This is a genomic window from Legionella sp. PATHC035, assembly GCF_026191115.1.
Taxonomy (GTDB): domain Bacteria; phylum Pseudomonadota; class Gammaproteobacteria; order Legionellales; family Legionellaceae; genus Legionella.
In genome coordinates this window covers 109349-129588 of record NZ_JAPHOT010000001.1, presented here as the reverse complement: position 1 = coordinate 129588, position 20240 = coordinate 109349, and the positions used below count along the sequence as shown (strand labels likewise).

Here is a 20240-nt window from a genome sequence, read left to right as displayed (position 1 = left end):
AGTTAAATGATTAGAGGACAAGATTTAAGTGTTTTGCTTTTATCGAATAAATATCTGTAGGTTGTAAGCACTCTATTTTTATTCATTAAACCAATTTTTTCCATCTGTTGTTGCATATTAGGATTCACTTCACCGATCCATTTCATTTCATACTCCGTATACTTAAATTTTGGAGATTTATTTATTTTCTTTAATAATTCGATCGTTAAGTAAACAGTAATTCCTGTTTTTTGAAACTCTGGGATAATCGCATAAATTAAACCCATCACTTTGTTACAGGGTTTAAAATGTTTCAAACAAAACAGTTTGACCATCTGCACAATACCAAACTTCCCATTCAAATATTTAATGAATTGATTTAAATCTGGAATAGAAAATAATGCAGCTATTGGACGCTGTTGATATAGAGCTAATAAAATCAGTGGATTATCGCCAAATAGCAACATTTTTCTTAGCAGGTCAACAACAAGATCAGACTCAACTTGTCTATTAAGCCCTAAATCCATCTTATCTACGTGCAGCATCTCTGTAAAATCATAGTAAAATTTTTTAAATTGATTTGTATCAATATGTTGAATCGAAAAGTCAGGATTATTTTCATATTCAGAATGGATTTTATACCAGATTGGTTTTAAGGATGTATCTAAAGCAATGCTATAACCTAATTGATGATAAAACTCTTGAAATCCGTAGGCTTCAAACAATTCTTGATAATAAGGTAAATTATAATTCATAAGGTACGATGGGTTCTGAAAACCTTCAACCAGTAATCCCCACCATCGGTCTTGTTCTCCGAAATTTATCGGCCCATCCATGGCTTCAATCCCTTGTAATCGAAGCCAGTCCTTTGCTGCATCAAAAAGTATTTTTGCAGCCTGATGATCGTAAATGCAGTCAAAAAAACCGATTCCTCCTACTAAATAATTATCCGCAATCACTTGATATTGTAAATTAATAAACGCGGCAATTCGACCAACTAGCTCACCCCGTGTATCACGTAAAATCCAACGTTGAGTCCACCCATGTCGAAACGTATTGTTCCTTTGTGGATCAAATACATCATCGATGTCTTGATTCAAGGGACGGATGTAATCAGCATTATTTTTGTTTATTTTGACATTGACTCGAATAAAATCCTTGGCATCTTTAGTGGTCTGGACTCTGGATAACTTAAATTGGCCCATAAGTATCTCCTTTTAAAGATAAAGATGCGGCCCCATTTAAAATCAAAGAATAAATCTTAGGGAAAAAAACGGTACAACCTCTAAATATCAATGTGCAGACTGCTTTAGCTGCAAAAAATATAAGTTGAACATAAACTCTGTTAACAGAATACGGGTGTTCTGTGAATATAGTCTTCATCACATGCCACATGCCCATACAATACATATAAGATGAGTATAGTTGATATTTAAGGTTTTACCGCATATCCAGCCCAAACTGGCAATGAGATAGCTAAGCGACTTTAAGTGCTAATATTTTGTCCATATCGAACAACCTATCCTGTTCTTCAATATCCTGAGTAAAGTCATATTCTCCATGCAAGTTCACGTAATGCCAGACTAAAGTCGACCCATTGCGAATAATGGTTAATAGTACTTTCCTGCTGACTTCATCCTCTAGCAGAGCCAATTTTTGCGAAAGATATAGCTCATTCCATAATACAATTGCATTTTGGATTAGGCGCTGGCAGCCAACAACCATTTCTTGTTCCACTTTACTGCTGTATTGAATCTCCTGGTTGTTACCAAACAAAATGGCTTTTGAAAATTTATTCGATAGCTCAATGCGATTTAACTGTTTTTCAACAGCCTGCCGTAATTCCACATCATCAATATACCGAAGAATAAACAGACTTTTAATGATCCGTCCAAATTCCTTGATGGCACAGTACAATGGATGCTGTTTAGAATATGAACTGAGGCGCTTCCAAAGTATTTGAATGATTTATCGGCATTCAATGACTCAACAACGACGCTGACTTTTCGCCCATCGCTTGATGTATGTAATTCATCAGGATTTTTTTGATAGACGCTGGCTAATGATAGCTTGCCGAACCTATCGATTTCAACAGTTTCGTTTATGATATTGATGATAAAGATGGACAGCGGTTATTAATTTCACATCGAAAGCTTACACGGGAACTCGTTACTGCAATGTGCAAATTCCTGAAAGATCATCCTAAGATCACCAAACTGATTTTGGCATGCTCACGATACAAAACAGAAGAAGACCATACGTGGTTTACGAAAGAAGGCATAGCGCTGATTGGCTCCCTACCCACCCTAACGAAACTGGATTTGTGTCATTGCATGCTAAATGATGAGGCACTGGCAACATTGAGTCAGTCTGCTTCGAAAAGCGCGATTAACTATCTGGCTTTGACTGATAATGACATAGAAGATCCAGAATCATTGCGAGTATTACCTAAATTAGAATGGCTATTCTTAAATTCAAATCCTATTACAACAGCAGGAGCAACCGCTTTATTACAATTTCCAGCCCTGAAATACATTACCATCAATGACACCAATATCGGCGATGAAGGAGCGAAGGCACTGGCCGCCAGTCGTTTGACCACATTGCAAATTGGTAATTGTGAGATGAGCCATGAGGGAATGAAGGCTCTGCTAGCAAACAAAACACTGATACAATTTGTTTTGTTTGATGAACAGCTAAAAAATGAATATGAAAAACCGATAGCGGAAATGCTAAATCGTAATAAATCAATAGTGATACGCGAACATTTTTTCAATCATTTTAAACACGATCAAAACAATGGTCGTCTATCAGACCAATTTCTTGATGAATATGTACATGAATATGATCAGCTTTTTAACCAACTCTATCCAGAAAATAATCGACAAAAGCAATGCATAAAGACACCAAATGTCTCTTCCGCTTCTTTGAAAAAAGTCGAAGCCTTACTCAAGGCTTATCAGCGTGGCTATCGGTATTTTAATTTATTTGAGCATCCCAACGAGAGTAACTATCTCTCCAAGCTACCCATAGAAATCCGTCGCATGACCCATGCTTATGTCGATATAGCTGGCCTACAATTTTTTGGCCAAAATCAAAAGCAAGACCAAACGGAAAATGGTGAGAACGACGCTAAACTTAAGCACGCTTTAGGCAATCTCCACTGACGTCCGCAAAAATGGGCTTATCCTGATTGACACCCAGCGATTTGTGTGTGGATAGCCCTCGTCCCTGCATGCTTACTTCATGCTTAACCACACTCATAAACGATGTGCTTTGTTGGTTGCCAACGCTTAATTCAAAACGCGATTGTATTATGGAATGAGTTATATCTTTCACAGAAATTAGCTCTATTAGAGGATGAAGAAAGTAGGAAGGCGCTATTAACCGTTATTCGTAATGGATCGACTTTAATTTGGCATTATGTCAACTTGCATGGGGAATATGATTTTACCCAGGATATTGAAGATCAGGATATCTTGTTCGATATGAACAAAATATTGGCACTTAAGGTCCGCTTAGCCATCTCATTGCCAGTTTGGGCTGGATATGCAGTAAAACCCTATTTATTACTTTGTTATCTAAAAGAAAAGTAAGCGTTTCATATGAGAAAATCGAGCCCTATACGAGCTCGAATATGTAGTTCTTTTCAGTTTTAGCTATTCATGCTCAGGGTGCACAACAAAAATACCCGGTGCGTTTCGCAAGTATTCGTTATAATCCATTCCATAACCAAAAATATAGTGATCTTCTACTTGTAAACCTACAAAATCAGCCTTTTGAAGACCATTTACAACGCGCTTCCTATATTTATCAACCAAAACGGCGCTGTATACTTTTTCTGCGCCAAGTTTTTTGACTTCATCAATTATTGCAGCTAAGGTGATGCCCCCGTCAAGAATATCATCAACCACAAGAACGGTTCTTCCTTTTAAATTAGCCGAAGGTTTTGCTTTCCAGACGATATCGCCTCCAGTTGTCTCTCCCTGATAACGGGTTGCATGGACATAGTCTACTTCTAACGGAAAGTCCAAGCGTGGCAATAAATTGCCTAAAAGAACCAAGCCCCCTACCATAACACAAAGAAGCACTGGATTTTGTTCTTGCAATTCTTTATGTATATTTATTGCCATACGATCAAGAGCGGCTTCAACTTCATTTGTAGTAAACAAGCAAGTTGACTTCTCATACACTTTTTTAATTTTATCTGGAATAGTCATTATTTGAATCCTTGGGACAAAGAGTGGGATATAAGGGAACGTTCATTTAATCTTTTATTTTTCCTGTGCCAGGAAAAGGGCTAACTTTACTTCCATAACCTGGATTATCCTTAACTTTAGCTGTTCCTTGTTTTGTCACTTCATCAATACGATAAATTGAATGCATGGGTATAAATGTCCGCTTTACTCCGTTAAATTCAATTTTTAATCGTTCTTCAGAAGGGTCAACAACTAATGCAGTTTGTTCACCAAACACCAGTTCTTCAACCTCGAGAAACCCAAAAATTTCACTTTCTTTGACAGATCGCGCATAAATTTCATAAATTGCTTCTTGGTTGGCAAAAGTGACTCTGAATATTGTTTTTTTATTCATAAAATTAACCTGTTCTTATGACATAGCGAAGTATACAAAAATAAAGGGACACTGTTCAAATTAAATTAACAGAAGTTAATTAGGGTTCGAACTCGCATTTCAACCGATAAATGCTAACCTTTAAATTATTAAGAGCCTATCGGGAATAATATACTATGACACAAAACAAGCAGGAACAACCGATCCAATTCAATGATATGATTTTTTTCCAAAATCTAGTTCCCGGCAAACAGCAATCTCCTTTAATTGATCATTATCGCTCCAATGTTCTTGATGAGGAAAAGGATCAGAATATAAAACAGCAGCGAAATGCGTTACTGATGGATTTCCCTCCTATTCTTTCTTTTCGCGATGAGAATCAGAAAAAAAAATTCTATGATGATGAGGCAAAAAAATGCCAACTATTTTGTTGTGGGGGCATGAACCCATTGAGTGCTGCATTTATAAGTGATATTGCCTTTGTCCCTAAAGATGATTATGTGTATTCTTCTGGAAATGGCGAACTGTATCAGGGAAGCCAAAAAGAAATAGGCAGCGCAATCAAAGAAGGGATGAGTCAAATGACTTTTGGCAGTTCAAGCCAAGAAAAATTAATGGATAGTCTAAAAACATTCAACGCAACAGTCACTCAAAGAGGTCAATCGACTGGCTCCATAGAAACAGAATCTCCTACTTTGGGAGAGATAAAAAGCCCAAATCCGTTTGATATGACATCGAAACCCAAGGATCAGAAGTAACTTTCCATGTAACTGAGGACTCCGGATCAAAGGATGGTCCTAGCATCAACAGGAGATCGTTCACTCAAGTTTTTAATATCCCATATAACCGATTCATAAATCATTTGATTTTATCTGATCGACGCAAACCAGGTACTTGCGAAGAAAAAATAACAGGCTGTAAGGGAGCCTGATAATCCTTAATTGGCTCCTCAACTGGATTATATTGCAAATTAGGTTGTATGGCCTGATATTTTTGAGCAATATAGCAATAAAATCCTGAAGGGAAAGGCCAAAGCATCTTGCCTATTTCATCCAGAAAAGTAAATTTTTTAATTAGTGAGGAGTTATTAACTGGTGGGATATAACAAAAATTACTTAAAGAATACTGTCTATATCCTCTTTGTATAAAAATTCGATTTATGTTGAATGGGGTTCTCATTTGAACTTTTTGATCGCTATAACAATGTAATAATCCAGTTTTTATTGCCCCACCCCAAAGACTCCAAGGATTAATACTTAATAAAACGACAAAACCCATGGGATTAAGAACGCGATCGATTTCGTCGATTAGACTCAAACTGTTGCTGAAAGGCTCCAGGGTAAGTGGCACAATAATGCAATCCACACTGTTACGGTCGAGTGGAAGTTGATTTAAAGCACACTTAATTTGCACTTTATTAGCCAATAAAAAAGGAGAAGCAATCCATTTATGAGTGTAATTGAATTTTTTTAACCAAATGTTATCGCCGCAATTTCCTAATTGCAGTAATGTATCGCCATGTGAATAATCACTTTCAGATTCAAGATTAACTAAAAACTCATGGGCAGCAAAAAGACCCAGGGGTGATTGAAACCATTTATTCAGGGCGCGATATTGTTTTAATTGTCGTTCAATTAACAAAATAATGCCTTTTAAAATAGTAAATCCTGAATTAAACTACAATACAACGAGTTTCTCATACATACAATCCATTTTCTTTTTTTGCACTTAAATATCTTGCGCTTAGGTTGGTGACAACTCACAAGACTTAATGAAAATGGCCTGAATAGTAGAATTCTTCATAGACACTATTTAAATCAAAGGTATGATTGCTTTGATATTGTTTTCGTCCAACCTACGCTACGTAAACAACAATGTTGACTGGAACACGTGATTTTATTAAATGGATTAACTATAGTTAATATTATTATAAGCTGATAGAAGCCTATGTTAGGAACGGATGAATTTAAATTACATGGAATAGGACAGCTATTTGTTCTTGAAAAGTTGTTGGATAGAGCTCAAGCTGTCGAATTCTGCAAACAAGCAGCTGCAGAAAAAATCTCTTTGGTTCAATATCTTGTAAAAAATAATATTTTATCAGCCACACAAATTGCACTTGCAGCGTCGAGAAATTTTGGCGTTCCTATACTTGATCTTGACTGCATTGAAATCGATTCTATCCCCACTAGTCTGGTTAACGAGAAATTAATTCGTCGCCATTCAATGGTTCCCCTATTTTACCGAGGCAATAATTTATACCTAGCAACAGAGGATCCAAGTATCCAAGCCTCTTTAAAAGAAATTCAATTCCATACTGGGCTCAACACGCATGCAATTGTCGTAGAAGCTGATAAGTTGAACGCGCTAATTGATCACTTACTCACATTACAAGAAACCCAGGGTTTATCCGAGTTTGTTGGTGGGGATAGTGATGAATTTGATGGACTTATCATTAATGAGGAAGAAGAGCACGACACAAATATTACTACTTCACTCACCGAAGATGCTCCCATTGTAAAATTCGTCAATAAGATACTTCTTGATGCCATTAAACAAGGAGCATCCGACATACATTTTGAACCCTACGAGAAAGAATATCGCATACGCTACCGACAAGATGGTATTTTACACGAAATTGCCACACCTCCAGGAAGTTTGGCTACGCGAATTACAGCTCGCATAAAAATCATGTCCAACTTAGATATTTCAGAAAGGCGAATACCTCAGGATGGGGGTTTTAAAATGAAAATATCCAAATCCCGATCCATCGATTTTCGCGTAAGCACCTGCCCTACTACTTCAGGTGAAAAAGTAGTTATGCGTATCTTAGATCCAGGCTCAGCAAAACTTGGTATTGAGGCTTTAGGTTTTAGCCCGATCCAAAAAGAACATTTTGTGCATTCAATTGAACGCCCTCAAGGTATGATCCTAGTGACCGGCCCCACCGGTAGTGGTAAAACGGTAACCTTGTATACCGCATTAAATATACTTAATACTAAAGAAGTGAATATCTCCACAGCAGAAGACCCGGTTGAAATTAAAGTACCAGGGATTAATCAGGTTAATATTAATCCTAAAGCAGGTTTAACCTTTTCCAACGCGTTACGATCGTTTTTACGCCAAGACCCTGACATTATCATGGTTGGTGAGATACGTGATTTGGAGACCGCTGAAATAGCTGTTAAAGCCGCTCAAACAGGACACTTAGTACTCTCAACATTGCATACAAACAGTGCTGCTGAAACCCTTAACCGCTTGGTGAATATGGGTATTGCAACATTTAATGTTGCCAGTTCTGTAACACTTATTATTGCACAACGTTTAGCTCGAAAATTATGTGAGCATTGTAAAGTATTGAGGGATGACTTCAATAAGCCAGGTTTGCTGGAATTAGGTTTTACTGAAGCAGATTTAGAGGGAATTAAATTATATAAAGCTGGAGGATGTCCTAAATGTACCAATGGATACCGCGGTAGAATAGGTTTATTTGAAGTATTGCCTATGACCAGAACACTTGGCCAGGTCATCATGTCTGGAGGAAATTCCCTGGATATATTAAAAATTGCTCAGGAAGAAGGCATGATTACTGTTTATCAATCTGGGCTTGAGAAGATAAAACAAGGTATTACCACTATAGAGGAAGTCAATCGGGTAACCGTTGATTAACCAGATAAAAAATGAAAAAAAATGCCAATACTACGTTAACTTTTCATTACACAGGCGTTAATAAAGCGGCTCAAAAAATAAATGGCGATATCGACGCCAGGAGTCTTGCTTTAGCTAAAGTAGAATTACGCAGACAAGGAATTATCGTAAGTAAAATTGCTAAAAAACGCGCCCCTTTTTTCAATTTTAAAAGTAAAAAAATCAAGTCCGGTGATATTACGGTATTTAGTCGCCAACTCGCGACAATGATTGAGTCTGGGATACCTTTAGTGCAAGCCTTTGATATTGTTGCAAAGGGACAGTCAAATAAACGGCTTAAGGAATTGATTGAAAATATTAAACACGATGTTGAAACAGGATTAACCCTCTCAGAAGCATTGATGAAGCATCCCGCCCATTTTAACGAATTATTTTGCAATTTGGTGGAAGCCGGGGAAAAATCAGGATCTCTGGATATCATGCTCGATAAAGTCGCCACCTATAAAGAAAAAATAGAAACAATCAAAAAGAAAATTAAAAAAGCGTTGACTTATCCTATGGCTGTTATGGTCGTCGCTCTGATTGTTACGACTGGGTTACTTATTTTTGTTGTTCCACAATTTGAATCATTATTTAAAGGTTTTGGTGCTGATCTACCTGCTATGACGCAAGCCGTGGTGAGCATGTCCAAATTCTTTCAATCCTTTTGGTATTTAATTTTTGGTGCATTGGGGGGAGGGATTTACGCTTTTATTTATGCACAAAAACACTCCCCTCAATTTGCACAAAATATAGATAGAACCTTATTAAAGCTGCCCGTTATTGGGCCGATTATTGAGAAAGCTGCAATCGCTCGATTTTCAAGAACCCTGTCAATTACTTTCGCAGCAGGTTTGCCTTTAGTTGAGGCACTTAAATCGGTGGCAGGGGCAACAGGAAATATTATTTTCGCCAAAGCCACTGATCAAATTAGAGAAGAGGTGTCAACGGGTCAACAAATGAATAAGGCCATGGAAAACACTCAATTATTCCCCAATATGGTAATCCAAATGGTAGCCATTGGAGAAGAGTCAGGTGCTTTAGAAAAAATGTTAAGTAAGGTTGCTGATTTTTTTGAAGAAGATGTGGATAATGCTGTTGATTCACTAAGTAGTTTATTAGAACCTGTTATCATGGTTGTTTTAGGTGTTTTGGTAGGTGGACTTGTTGTTGCAATGTATTTACCCATCTTCAAACTGGGATCTGCAATATAAGACGCTCATTATATTTCTTTGTAGTCTGGTGGATAAAAGTCACTCACCTCCATTAAGTAAAGGAGAACTCTCCTCGCCCATTCGTGGGAGGGGTGTGGTAAGGAAACATTAACTAAAATGAATACGTTGATCCGCCCTATCGAGCACCTTTACCCCGGAGGGAGAAGGGAAATTCATTGTCTTAATGACAGTGTGCCTATCACCCAGGCTACAACATTTTATGTAGGATCGATTAATGATAAATGACCTAATCATCAATCATACTTGGTTTATGTATTTAGTAGTTGCCCTTTTTTCCCTGTCTGTGGGTAGTTTACTTAATGTTATCATTTACCGCCTTCCTATCATGTTGGAAAGAGAATGGAAGCAACAATATAATGAGCTAGCGGGTATCAAGGAAGAGGAACAAAAACCGATTAATTTATTTTTTCCAAGATCATTTTGCCCTTCATGCAAAACCATGGTTAAAGCCTGGCAAAATATCCCTATTTTAAGTTATTTATTTTTACGTGGGCGCTGTCATCAATGTAAAAGTCCTATTCCTATTCGCTATCCTTTAATCGAACTAGGCACAATGATTCTTTCCTTATACGCGAGCTGGCATTTTGGTTTTACCTTGCAACTCGTTTTTGTATTGTTTGCACTTTGGATCTTAATTTGCTTAATGTTCATTGACTTAGATCATCAAATTTTACCAGACAGCCTGACTTTAAGCTTGTTATGGATAGGACTTATTGCCAATACACAAAATCTATTTGCTCCGCTGCCTCAAGCCGTGCTCAGTGCAGCAGGAGGTTATATAGGACTCTGGTTATTTATAAAAATATTTTACTTATGTACTGGTAAGATTGGCATGGGCAATGGCGATTTTAAATTGTTTGCTGCCTTTGGAGCCTGGTTTGGTTGGGTGTTTTTGCCGTTAATTCTTCTTCTTTCTTCAATTAGTGGTACAATTATCGGCTTATTGTATTTGCATATACAAAATAAATCCAAAGATACCACGATTCCTTTTGGTCCTTTTCTGTGTATCAGCGGATTAATTTCTTTATTTTGGGGGCATAGTATCGTGACCTGGTATCTGCATCTTTGGATGTAAGATGGCAATCAGTTCCAAGATATGTCTGAACATTGAATAAATGGTACCCAATACGGCTGTTCCCTGATACAGAGTGCCCCTTTGAATAAGATGAATAACAGGATCCATAAATGCCCTATCAAGTTATTTTATTTGACTTAGACGACACCCTTATCGATTTTTCATACTCCCAACGAGCGGGCTTAAAAAATATATATAAACTCTATTACTCATCAGTTGAGTATCCCATTTTTGAGCATCTTTATAAAGAAATTAATACCCATTTATGGAATCAGGTTGGCGCTAAAAGCAATGCGCTCACCCCACGCGAGGTAAGATTGCTACGATTCATACAATTAAATCAAAAACTTCCTAGTTCTGCCTCTGCGGAAGAAATAGCGGCAGAATATGATTTAAATCTTAGCGTACATGCTCACTGGATACCTAATGTTAAAACTGCCATTGAGTTTTTACATCAAAAGGGACATATTTTAGGTATTATTACTAATGGTTACGTTGAACAGCAGGGAAAAAAGCTGCAACGCCTTCAACTCAATAATTGGTTTGACTGTTATATTGTCTCGGATGAAGTGGGTGTTGCAAAACCTAATGTAGAAATCTTTAATATTGCCCTGCAAGAAATTACAAACAAGCACAAACTCTCGATCAACAAACGCTCCATATTAATGGTCGGCGACTCCATGTTGAACGATGGCTACGGGGCACGAGATTTTGGGATTGATTATTGCTTTATTAATAATCAATCATTAGATAACATGTCTTTGGAGGCTCCAGTTAAATACCACATCCGTTCAGTTGCGCATTTACCAGCATGCATAGGATACGAAACGGAGTTTAAGCAATTTTTAAAATCATCTGTGAGTGAGGAAGTAGGCGTATAATTCGAAGGGATGCATATGGATATTAATTTAATAGTATTTGCTGCGCCAATATTTCTTATTTTAATCGGTATCGAATTTTTATTTAAATCAGAAACTTATCAATTCAACGACACCATAAATAATTTTAGTACGGGTATCTTTGAGCAAATTGCTACGCTGCCGGCTAGAGGACTCATCATTTTCAGTTATTATTTTATCTATGAACATAGTGCTCTTTTTTCTATTAATCCACACTTTATTGGTTCTTGGATTATACTTTGGCTCAGCGTGGATTTTTGTTACTACTGGTACCATCGGACAAGTCACCGGTGCAATTTCTTTTGGATAGGACACTCTGTCCATCATCAAAGCGAGCGGTTTAATTTATCAGTTGCCTTAAGGCAAGGCTATTGGCAAACTCTTACATCCTGGATTTTTTATCTTCCTTTAGCCTTTATTGGCTTTCCGACTTGGATGTTTATAATCGTTTCTTCTTGTAATACCATTTATCAGTTTTGGATTCATACTCAATCAATCAACAAAATGGGATGGTTTGAAACACTCTTCAATACTCCTTCTCATCATAGAGTACATCATGGTAAGAACCCACAATACATAGATAAAAACTACGCAGGAAGTTTAATTATTTGGGATAAACTGTTTGGAACTTTTGAGCCAGAAAATATGCCTCCTGAGTACGGAGTTACTGAACCTTTAGACTCATGGAATCCTTTTTATGCAAATATCAAAGTCATTAAGGATGTGTTGTATTATGGAAAAAGCCTAAACAGTAAGCTGGATGTCATTCGTGCCTTTTTTATGCCCCCTGAGTGGATAATAAATCGCTTGCAACAAGAGAATAACAACATCCCTAAACGAATCATTCAACAAAAAAATAGCAAATCACTTAAATGTTATATGTTATTTAACACCACCCTTGCAATCGTCTTATATGCCTATCTTTCATTAATATTTACATTGAATTCATTGAATTCATGGCTTCTTGGAGTTTTCATATTATTTACTCTTTATATTCTTGGGGCGGTCGCCAATGGAAAACAAAAAATTTTAATCATTGAAATAATGCGTTCGATTTTAATCTTATTTATTTTGATTACATCAAAAATGCATCTTTTTTTATCTTTAGGCTTAATGATATTGTTTTTATTCACTAATCTAAGCATGTTCTATTTTGAGCTTCTCAAAAACCAGCAGTATACCACCTCCGTGTCAGCATAAGTAAAAGGATTAAACCGCTCAATTCAACCGAATAGAGGTTTTATATACTATACTAAAAACAGTTAATAAAATTTTTAACATTCGTTTTCCTGCGGTCAATTCGTAGTTCGATGGGGTAAAGATAAAGTGCCTTTTTCTAAAAAGTACTTTATTTACGAGGTAAAAACTAAAAAGGCGATTATTTTAGGAGACCTCTATGAGAGTTGGCGAATACTGTAACCGAGATGTAGTGGTTATCAATGGCAATGAATCGGTAAAAAACGCTGCAGAGCTGATGCGTACCTACCATGTAGGAGATTTAGTTTTGGTTGAAGAGCATCATAACCGAAAAATTCCGATAGGTATTGTTACTGATCGTGATTTAGTCATTGAAGTTATGGCAGCAGGAGTTCAACCAGAGTCGTTATTAGTCCGAGATATTCTCACCGATCCTTTTAGCTGTGTTTTTGAAAACGATAGTCTTTTTGATGCACTAGAAATAATGCATTCCAAAAAAATTCGTCGCTTACCTGTTATCAGTGAAAACAAAACGCTTATAGGCATAATTACCTTAGATGATCTTATTGAAATCCTGACTGAAACAATGACCCATATAGTTGATGTAGTTAAGCTTCAACAAAAAAAAGAAGCGAGACAAAGAACATAGCTTTAAAAAACGATATTGATGTCTGTGATATAAGGAGCAAGCAATGAACAATTCAGTACATTTTCCTATAAAAATTGTATTCAATAATCTAAGGCACTCTCGAGCTATTGAGGGTAATGTTCGTAAGCATGCTGAAAAATTAGGAACGTATTGTGATCGGATTATGAGTTGTAACGTAGGGATTGAAACGCATCGACATCATAATAAAGGCAAAATTTATCATATACGTATCGATCTTTCAGTTCCCAACGCAGAACTCGTAGTAAATCGTGATCTTGCAGATAATCATGCACATGAAGACGTCTATGTCGCAATAAGAGATGCTTTTCTAGCCATGACACGACAACTTAAAAAATATGTTGAAAAACAGCGAGGAAAAGTAAAATATCATGAACTACCACCAGTAGGACTAATTCGCGAAATCGCACCTGTTGCGGATTACGGTTTTATTGAAACGATTGATGGAAGAAGACTCCGCTTTACCAGTAAAAGTGTCATTGATTATGATTTCAGTAAATTAGAAGTCGGAAAAAGAGTTCTTTTTGTTGAAGCCAAAAGCAACGATGGTCCCGCAGCGAGCACTGTTTACGTACAATAATTAACTTTGATGGAAAAGGCATTCTGTCTTTTCCATCAAAAAACATAAATTCTCATCTTAATGTACTATCTCAGGTCATACCACCGTCAATTCCGATCACTTTTCCTGTAATGAAAGATGCCTTATCAGAAGCCAAAAAGACAATGGTTTGAGCGACTTCGTCAGGAAGACCTGCACGTTTTAAAGGTACCCTCTCGAGAAAAGCGGCTCTATTTTCTTCAGTGCCTGTAAAACGCTCAAACATGTCGGTACTAATCGGGCCAGGAGCAACTGCGTTGACGCGAACATGAGCTCCAGCGGCCTCGAGTGCGGCTACTTTTGTAAACCCTTCCACTGCATGCTTTGTTGCACAATAAATCGATGCACCTGGCACTCCGGTGTGACCGGCGATTGATGAGAGATTAATGATACATCCAGAACCTTGTTCCATCATCACTTTAAGCTCATATTTAAGGCACAAAAAGACACCGAGTACGTTCGTGTCAAACGTAGCCTGATAGTTTTCCAAAGTCTCATCAACAATCGAAACCGGTTGTCCCTCAGTACCAGCATTATTCACAGCAACGTCCAAACGCCCAAAACGTTTCATTGTAGTGTCTATAAGGGATTTTACTTCTTCTTCATAACGAACGTCAGCTCGAACGAATACCACATCAACTCCACTAGCACATAGCTCTTTTGCGAGAGACTCCCCTATTTCGTTTTTACGACCAGAGATTACGATATTTGCACCTTCTTGTGCAAAAGCAAAAGCAGTTGCCCTACCAATTCCAGCAAGAGCACCTGTAATTAGAACCGTTTTATTTTTCATTTCAAATTCCTTTTTAGTGAACACCTCGTTGCATCGAGTATAGTACAAATAAATTCAAAGTCTCATCACCTGATGAAGTATTTTATTTTACTAAATAGTACTCGTTTCCCATAAAGCCTTGATGATAAGATACCGCTTTTTTAATCCAGTTTTTAGGTTCAACTCATGGAAAAGAAAATTGCTGCAATTTATGTCACCAAACCCGAGTTTCTCTCTCTGCTTTCAGAAGAGCTGGGTGATGTCACAAAAATTGCAGAGGATTTGCTCAGTTCCCCCCATAAGAAATTGGATGTCTGTTTTGCACAAGATATTTGGTTGGAACCTCGGTTAGTTACATTTCAATCCATTTCTGAAGCGGTAAGAATTCTTCGCCTAGCGGGAAAATTCTGGTACTTACATCCCATTTCTCATATAAGACGCTCTCGATTAATTGAAGAACAATTACGTTCCACTCCAGATCTCAAGCGTCATTTCCCGCTGGAGTCTGAGATTCCACCCATAGGTGCTTTCAGTTTACTGGATAAAAACACTTTGATTTATAGCGCCACACGCCAAAAAAAATGGCCTCAAGGAACATGCTATTTTATCGAGGATAAAATAAATCCTCCAAACCGTGCCTATTTAAAACTCTGGGAGGCACTCACTCTTCTTGAAAAACATCCAAAATCAGGAGATAAGGTTCTGGATTTAGGCGCATCTCCAGGAGGATGGACTTACGTCATGCAATCATTAGGAGCCTCAGTCACTGCTGTGGATAAGGCTTTATTAGATGCTAAAATAGCCAAGTTACCTCACATCAACTACGTACAACAAAGTGCTTTTGCTATAGACCCTGCAAAATTGGAGCAAAACTATGATTGGGTTTTATCGGATGTAGCATGTTATCCTGATCGTGCTTATGCACTCATTATGAAATGGATAGAGTCTGGAAAAGCGAAGCAAATGATTTTTACGATTAAATTACAAGGTAAAGTGGAGTTATCTACAATAAAACTATTCCAAAAAATACCCAATTCATTTATCACGAACCTGTTCTATAACAAGCATGAAGCAACGTTTTTTTATCCTTATCCCAAATAACAACAGAATTTCATCCAAAGCACACTTTCTTCATATTTTTTTAAGGAAAATCAACTAAACTGTATATAAATAGGGTGTTCAAATAATTATTCGAGATAAATATATGTCTGGCTCTCAAGAAAAAACAAAGAAGTCAATAACCAGTGATCAGCTGCATAATAGAAACTGTTTTAATTACTTAAGAAATGTTAAGTTTCCTGATTCGATATTGGATAAGCTTCCCGCCGATATGGCTGAACATTTAAAATCGCTTCGTGGTAAAGATAAAAACGCCTATGATTCAAAATTTCCCTACGCCGATTTGTACACTAAATTTTTTGATTATCTAGATGAGCATATTAAAACACTATATGATGTCCCTCGAACAGACTTAAGTAGTACCCGCGAGCAAATTAACAACTATCTTAATCTTCCTAAAAAAGAAAATGATAGGCTACAAGAGGCTCTGCGAATTCTTCTTCGTCAGCAGGTAAGCGATTTACATAGTGATCTCCATTTGCTGACTGAGCTACCTCAGGATCTTACCGAATATAGGGGAAGTTATATATATGTTAATACCTCCGAAAGAAGTAGCCTTTGTTATATCAGTCCAGATGGTACTCAAAATGAATTGAATGTTGACGAACATAAATTTAACGAAATTCTAGGCGAGATTAATCCACAGCGAAGTACCCCATTTCATCTTAGAGAGGATCAAGTTACCAGCTTGATAACAGATAACATCCGGGATAAGGATGCTGACCTCCATTTGCTAGCTGAATTACCTGAGGATCTTGCAAATTATAAGGGAAGCTACATATATTGCTATGACTCTGAAACCAATAATAAAAAAAGGAAATTATATCATATTGAAGCAGATGGTACTTGTAAGACAGTAAATATTAAAGATTTCAAGAGTTTTGATCTTGATTTAGAAGAGATTAATAAACCCAAAAGACCCTCACTACATCTTAATAGTGATCAAGTTACTAAATTAATAACAAAAAACATCTGTAAAAAAACATTTGATGAGAAACTCAATCAAAAAGTCCAACTTCTTGGTAAAGAAATCGAAGCTTTAGAAGACTTTATCTATTCTCTTTATGCTAATGATAATGAGATTTTGAAGGATACTTATAATGATATCAGACACATTACGCTAGAGCATAGCCCTAACTCAGATAGAATCCAAAAATCCATCGCTCATCATGTGAGCGATACAGGTGAATCAATTAACCGTGAAAGCCAATCACCAGCAGAGCAAGAGTCAACAACAAGCAAAGTCTCAGCACTTTACGCTGATGTTTATAAACCACAACATGGTACCAGTTTGGCAACCATAAGACGGTACCGCTCTAATTTTGGTTTTACTGAATACCGTTTTGGAACACAGGGGCAACGTCACCAAGGTGAGGCGCGGGTTAGTCCTTTATTCGAGCGATTCCTAGCTATCGAAGAGAACAGAGAAGCAGCCAGGATAAAACAGCTCAAAAAAGAACGCGCTGAGAAAAAATTAACACAGGAAGACCAAGTTGAATTAGATGAACCCGCACTAGTCCAAGCTAAAGTAGACAAAGCGCAAGTAGAAAAAGAAGAGCCTGCTATTGATGAAGATAAAATAACCCATATTTATTTTAATGTACTGGGTCGTGATATTGTTCCGGGAGTTATGGAAAGCATAGGACATGAGCGAGCTAAGGAAAGTGCATTAACAGAGCAGCTAGAAAAGCTTGAGTTCGATCCTGTAAATAATCCATCAGGCCATAGAAATGTCGCAGTTATCACACTTCCTGCCGACAAGGGGCTAATGAGCCACCATCATTATGCAAGTACCGACGCCAAACATAATATTGGCGATGTGAAAGAAGAGTTTTTACGAATTGCACGAGAAGGTCGTGACCTGCATTTGATGAAACAATTACCTGCTGATCTGACACAATTTAAAGGGAGCTACATCTATATCGATAACGGGAGCGATAAAGAACTACTCTATATCAAATCAGATGGTCAACAGGAGAAAGTAAACATTCAGGATTTTTCTGTATTTGAGCAAAAACATAAATCTGTATTTGAGCAAAAACATAAACAGGTTACAGAAAAGACACTTGAGAACCCTATATTACTTAATGATCAACAAGTTAAAACATGGATCACAGCTAATGGGGGGCACACCCCTCCTTTAACAAAGGTAAAAGACTTCCACATTAGTCAGCGGGTTCGTGAAAAAATATTCCGTAATGAAAATGGAAAATATACACCTGAAGCGGAAGCCAAAATCATCAATGATTTACTTGACAAAAGCTTCGAAGCATTAGGCTATTCTAATGAAACTGTGTTATCGGATGCTCAACGACAAGCTGTCTGGTTTCATTTTATAAAATTTGAACTGACAAATCACATTATTGAATCCTTAAAACCTAAAAGTATTAACTTTACCTGTAAAGATGCAATTGACCGCGGTGGAGTTGCTTCTGCTTATTTCAATTTAATGAAATCATTTGAAGAAACAACTGAAGAGGAAGCCAATGCCGGAATTGAAAAAATCCCAATGAATCGGGAAGAGTTTGAACAAGCCTTACATGCTGCACCTACAATGGTGAAAGGTCGTGGTATGAATCATCATATCGACATCATCTGGAACGTCATAGATGCATATGTGAACAAACATTATGATCAATTAACGCACAACGAGGATCAAGCTTGGTTGATAGAATGGAGAGATTATAACTGCCCTCATGAACGTGTTGGTGCTTTATTAAATAAACGCACAAGCGAGTGTATGCAACAATTAGCTAATCACAAGCTCAAGCTTTTGCAAGAATTACAAACAAAACAACAGGAACTAGAATCAGAGCTTCAAAAACTACTGAAAGAACCACAAATAGAACCAACAGAAGAAGCGCTTGAAACAACACCTACACTAGAAGAGCTTCAAAGCAAAACACGCACACTTCAAGCAAGACTAATAGGGCGACAAGAAGAAGCAGAACTAGGTGAACTGAAAACAAAACTGCACAAACTAGAAGCGCAAACCAAAACCACAGCAAATAAATTAGATGTTCTATCAAAAGGAATGAACGTTATAGATGAAGTAAGTAGACAAAAGCATGGTAGTGGTAAACGTTTATTATTAGAAACTACTCTTAGGACTACTTCAATGGCAATTAGTCCCGAAACTCAAACTCCAGAAGCTTGCGCTCAATATGAAAAGCTTCATGATAAACTCTCAATTAACTATCCGAAATTAAAAGCTTTATGTGGAAGAATGAAGATATTACTTGGCACTATCTTGGATGGATTTTCATCCCTACTATCCACAATAACACGTGGAAAAATAGAACTTAAATCCGACTTAACATCCCGCGGGTTGGCTACATTGAATGCGGGTGATAAACCTGATGCGCGAAAATCATTGCAAGAGAAAATGAGAGAGCATATGTTTAAAATTAGAACCGAAAAGCAGGATCCTGTTACAGATGAATCTGACGCTCCTGCGGATAATCATTTGATTGAAGTAAAATAGAGCATCCCCCTTTTTTAACCATCACTTATCCTCATTAAAATAGATCACCATGAAAAAATTGATTAAAAAAATTGAAATATTTGTTAATCTGGGGATTAAAGTAATGTGTCAATCGTAAAACTCTTCAAATTTATTTCAGGGAAAAATCATGGATCTTCAACTCAAAGGTAAAACCGCTTTAGTAACCGGCTCCACTGCAGGAATAGGATTTTCAATTGCCCAAATATTAGCTCGAGAAGGTGCAACTGTGGTCATTAATGGTCGCTCCCAAGAAAGAGTGACTCAGGCAATTCATCAGATTAAAAAATGCGCTCCTGAAGCCAATTTGATTGCCGCTCCTGCTGATTTAAATCACAAAAAAGAACTAGATGAATTAATTAAACAAGTTCCTACAGTAGATATTCTTATTAATAATGCCGGTATTTATAATGCCAAAGCTTTTGCTGATATCTCGGATGAGGAATGGTTGCAGATGTTTGAAGTCAATGTTATGAGTGGTGTTCGTTTAAGCCGTCATTACCTTGCCCCCATGTTGAAACAAAATTGGGGCAGAATCATTTTTATCTCCAGCGAATCTGCATTACAAATACCTAAAGAGATGATTCATTATGGTATGAGCAAAACGGCGCAACTTGCAGTTGCACGGGGTATCGCTGAGCTCACAAAAGGAACTCATGTAACGGTCAACTCAGTTCTTCCTGGACCTACAAGCAGCGAAGGTGTGAGCCAGTTTGTGGCCGATCTTGGAAAACAGCAAAACAAATCGGCAAAACAAGTTGAAGAAGAACTTTTTGAAAACTTAAGACCCACTTCATTAATCAAGCGATTGGCTTCTACTGAAGAAATTGCGAATATGGTTGCATTTTTATCTAGCCCTCTGTCTTCCGCAACTAATGGTGCTCCTATTCGCGTGGATGGAGGTCTTATTTTATCAATTGCCTAGTCTCTTATTCTTG

General features: G+C 37.2%; 19 protein-coding genes. 13 read left to right on the top strand and 6 right to left on the bottom strand.

Annotated features, from left to right (window positions below; translation table 11 throughout):
• Positions 1-2: 2 nt before the first annotated feature.
• Positions 3-1184, bottom strand: coding sequence for a hypothetical protein (locus OQJ13_RS00620; protein WP_265708425.1), 1182 nt, complete (start codon positions 1182-1184; stop codon positions 3-5).
• Positions 1185-1455: 271 nt separating this feature from the next.
• Positions 1456-1938: a Tn3 family transposase gene (locus tag OQJ13_RS00615; protein WP_265711858.1), complete on the bottom strand. Its 483-nt coding sequence runs from the start codon at positions 1936-1938 to the stop codon at positions 1456-1458.
• A 218-nt stretch (positions 1939-2156) separates the two neighbouring features.
• Between OQJ13_RS00615 and OQJ13_RS00610 the strand changes: the two genes are divergently transcribed.
• On the top strand, positions 2157-3146 hold the full coding sequence (locus OQJ13_RS00610; protein ID WP_265708424.1) for a hypothetical protein: 990 nt from the start codon (positions 2157-2159) through the stop codon (positions 3144-3146).
• A gap of 102 nt (positions 3147-3248) precedes the next feature.
• On the top strand, positions 3249-3575 hold the full coding sequence (locus OQJ13_RS00605; RefSeq protein ID WP_265708423.1) for a Tn3 family transposase: 327 nt from the start codon (positions 3249-3251) through the stop codon (positions 3573-3575).
• Between the two features lie 63 nt (positions 3576-3638).
• On the opposite strand, the gene OQJ13_RS00600 is transcribed toward OQJ13_RS00605, so the two are convergent.
• Both OQJ13_RS00600 and OQJ13_RS00595 read right to left on the bottom strand, forming a co-directional pair.
• Positions 3639-4199 carry a hypoxanthine-guanine phosphoribosyltransferase gene (locus tag OQJ13_RS00600; protein WP_265704782.1) on the bottom strand — a complete coding sequence of 187 codons (561 nt, stop codon included), beginning with the start codon at positions 4197-4199 and terminating at the stop codon, positions 3639-3641.
• A gap of 46 nt (positions 4200-4245) precedes the next feature.
• Positions 4246-4572: a DUF1820 family protein gene (locus OQJ13_RS00595; protein WP_265708422.1), complete on the bottom strand. Its 327-nt coding sequence runs from the start codon at positions 4570-4572 to the stop codon at positions 4246-4248.
• Positions 4573-4727: 155 nt separating this feature from the next.
• Between OQJ13_RS00595 and OQJ13_RS00590 the strand changes: the two genes are divergently transcribed.
• Positions 4728-5309, top strand: coding sequence for a hypothetical protein (locus tag OQJ13_RS00590; RefSeq protein WP_265708421.1), 582 nt, complete (start codon positions 4728-4730; stop codon positions 5307-5309).
• Positions 5310-5409: 100 nt separating this feature from the next.
• Here OQJ13_RS00590 and OQJ13_RS00585 read toward each other — a convergent pair whose 3' ends face one another.
• Positions 5410-6192: a methyltransferase domain-containing protein gene (locus tag OQJ13_RS00585; protein ID WP_265708420.1), complete on the bottom strand. Its 783-nt coding sequence runs from the start codon at positions 6190-6192 to the stop codon at positions 5410-5412.
• A 306-nt stretch (positions 6193-6498) separates the two neighbouring features.
• Here OQJ13_RS00585 and pilB point away from each other — a divergent pair, with 306 nt between their 5' ends.
• The 7 genes from pilB (at position 6499) to OQJ13_RS00550 (ending at position 13891) form a co-directional block, all read left to right on the top strand.
• Positions 6499-8220, top strand: coding sequence for a type IV-A pilus assembly ATPase PilB (pilB, locus tag OQJ13_RS00580; RefSeq protein ID WP_265708418.1), 1722 nt, complete (start codon positions 6499-6501; stop codon positions 8218-8220).
• A gap of 11 nt (positions 8221-8231) precedes the next feature.
• On the top strand, positions 8232-9452 hold the full coding sequence (locus OQJ13_RS00575) for a type II secretion system F family protein (RefSeq protein WP_265708416.1): 1221 nt from the start codon (positions 8232-8234) through the stop codon (positions 9450-9452).
• A gap of 235 nt (positions 9453-9687) precedes the next feature.
• Entirely contained in the window at positions 9688-10548 is an 861-nt protein-coding gene (locus OQJ13_RS00570; protein WP_265708414.1) for a prepilin peptidase, read from the top strand.
• Between the two features lie 110 nt (positions 10549-10658).
• Positions 10659-11429, top strand: coding sequence for an HAD family hydrolase (locus tag OQJ13_RS00565; protein ID WP_265708413.1), 771 nt, complete (start codon positions 10659-10661; stop codon positions 11427-11429).
• A gap of 15 nt (positions 11430-11444) precedes the next feature.
• Positions 11445-12647 (top strand): sterol desaturase family protein, encoded by a 1203-nt coding sequence (locus OQJ13_RS00560; protein ID WP_265708412.1) that lies wholly within the window; start codon positions 11445-11447, stop codon positions 12645-12647.
• Positions 12648-12843: 196 nt separating this feature from the next.
• On the top strand, positions 12844-13293 hold the full coding sequence (locus OQJ13_RS00555) for a CBS domain-containing protein (RefSeq protein WP_265708410.1): 450 nt from the start codon (positions 12844-12846) through the stop codon (positions 13291-13293).
• A 43-nt stretch (positions 13294-13336) separates the two neighbouring features.
• Positions 13337-13891, top strand: coding sequence for an HPF/RaiA family ribosome-associated protein (locus OQJ13_RS00550; RefSeq protein WP_265708409.1), 555 nt, complete (start codon positions 13337-13339; stop codon positions 13889-13891).
• 70 nt (positions 13892-13961) lie between these two features.
• Here the strand turns inward: OQJ13_RS00550 and OQJ13_RS00545 are convergent, their stop codons facing one another.
• Entirely contained in the window at positions 13962-14702 is a 741-nt protein-coding gene (locus tag OQJ13_RS00545) for an SDR family NAD(P)-dependent oxidoreductase (protein ID WP_265708408.1), read from the bottom strand.
• A 165-nt stretch (positions 14703-14867) separates the two neighbouring features.
• Between OQJ13_RS00545 and OQJ13_RS00540 the strand changes: the two genes are divergently transcribed.
• The 3 genes from OQJ13_RS00540 (at position 14868) to OQJ13_RS00530 (ending at position 20227) form a co-directional block, all read left to right on the top strand.
• The gene (locus OQJ13_RS00540) at positions 14868-15782 is read left to right on the top strand and encodes an SAM-dependent methyltransferase (protein WP_265708407.1); all 915 of its coding nucleotides are present in this window, start codon (positions 14868-14870) and stop codon (positions 15780-15782) included.
• A gap of 103 nt (positions 15783-15885) precedes the next feature.
• On the top strand, positions 15886-19284 hold the full coding sequence (locus OQJ13_RS00535) for a hypothetical protein (protein ID WP_265708406.1): 3399 nt from the start codon (positions 15886-15888) through the stop codon (positions 19282-19284).
• 148 nt (positions 19285-19432) lie between these two features.
• Positions 19433-20227 (top strand): SDR family NAD(P)-dependent oxidoreductase, encoded by a 795-nt coding sequence (locus OQJ13_RS00530; protein ID WP_028380571.1) that lies wholly within the window; start codon positions 19433-19435, stop codon positions 20225-20227.
• Positions 20228-20240: the final 13 nt, after the last annotated feature.

Bases quoted from the DNA above. Each gene is read 5' to 3' on its own strand.
- OQJ13_RS00620 (WP_265708425.1), bottom strand. From the start codon at position 1,184: ATGGGCCAATTTAAGTTATCCAGAGTCCAGACCACTAAAGATGCCAAG.
- OQJ13_RS00610 (WP_265708424.1), top strand. From the start codon at position 2,157: ATGTGCAAATTCCTGAAAGATCATCCTAAGATCACCAAACTGATTTTG.
- OQJ13_RS00605 (WP_265708423.1), top strand. From the start codon at position 3,249: ATGTGCTTTGTTGGTTGCCAACGCTTAATTCAAAACGCGATTGTATTA.
- OQJ13_RS00600 (WP_265704782.1), bottom strand. From the start codon at position 4,199: ATGACTATTCCAGATAAAATTAAAAAAGTGTATGAGAAGTCAACTTGC.
- OQJ13_RS00595 (WP_265708422.1), bottom strand. From the start codon at position 4,572: ATGAATAAAAAAACAATATTCAGAGTCACTTTTGCCAACCAAGAAGCA.
- OQJ13_RS00590 (WP_265708421.1), top strand. From the start codon at position 4,728: ATGACACAAAACAAGCAGGAACAACCGATCCAATTCAATGATATGATT.
- pilB (WP_265708418.1), top strand. From the start codon at position 6,499: ATGTTAGGAACGGATGAATTTAAATTACATGGAATAGGACAGCTATTT.
- OQJ13_RS00575 (WP_265708416.1), top strand. From the start codon at position 8,232: ATGAAAAAAAATGCCAATACTACGTTAACTTTTCATTACACAGGCGTT.
- OQJ13_RS00570 (WP_265708414.1), top strand. From the start codon at position 9,688: ATGATAAATGACCTAATCATCAATCATACTTGGTTTATGTATTTAGTA.
- OQJ13_RS00565 (WP_265708413.1), top strand. From the start codon at position 10,659: ATGCCCTATCAAGTTATTTTATTTGACTTAGACGACACCCTTATCGAT.
- OQJ13_RS00560 (WP_265708412.1), top strand. From the start codon at position 11,445: ATGGATATTAATTTAATAGTATTTGCTGCGCCAATATTTCTTATTTTA.
- OQJ13_RS00555 (WP_265708410.1), top strand. From the start codon at position 12,844: ATGAGAGTTGGCGAATACTGTAACCGAGATGTAGTGGTTATCAATGGC.
- OQJ13_RS00550 (WP_265708409.1), top strand. From the start codon at position 13,337: ATGAACAATTCAGTACATTTTCCTATAAAAATTGTATTCAATAATCTA.
- OQJ13_RS00545 (WP_265708408.1), bottom strand. From the start codon at position 14,702: ATGAAAAATAAAACGGTTCTAATTACAGGTGCTCTTGCTGGAATTGGT.
- OQJ13_RS00540 (WP_265708407.1), top strand. From the start codon at position 14,868: ATGGAAAAGAAAATTGCTGCAATTTATGTCACCAAACCCGAGTTTCTC.
- OQJ13_RS00535 (WP_265708406.1), top strand. From the start codon at position 15,886: ATGTCTGGCTCTCAAGAAAAAACAAAGAAGTCAATAACCAGTGATCAG.
- OQJ13_RS00530 (WP_028380571.1), top strand. From the start codon at position 19,433: ATGGATCTTCAACTCAAAGGTAAAACCGCTTTAGTAACCGGCTCCACT.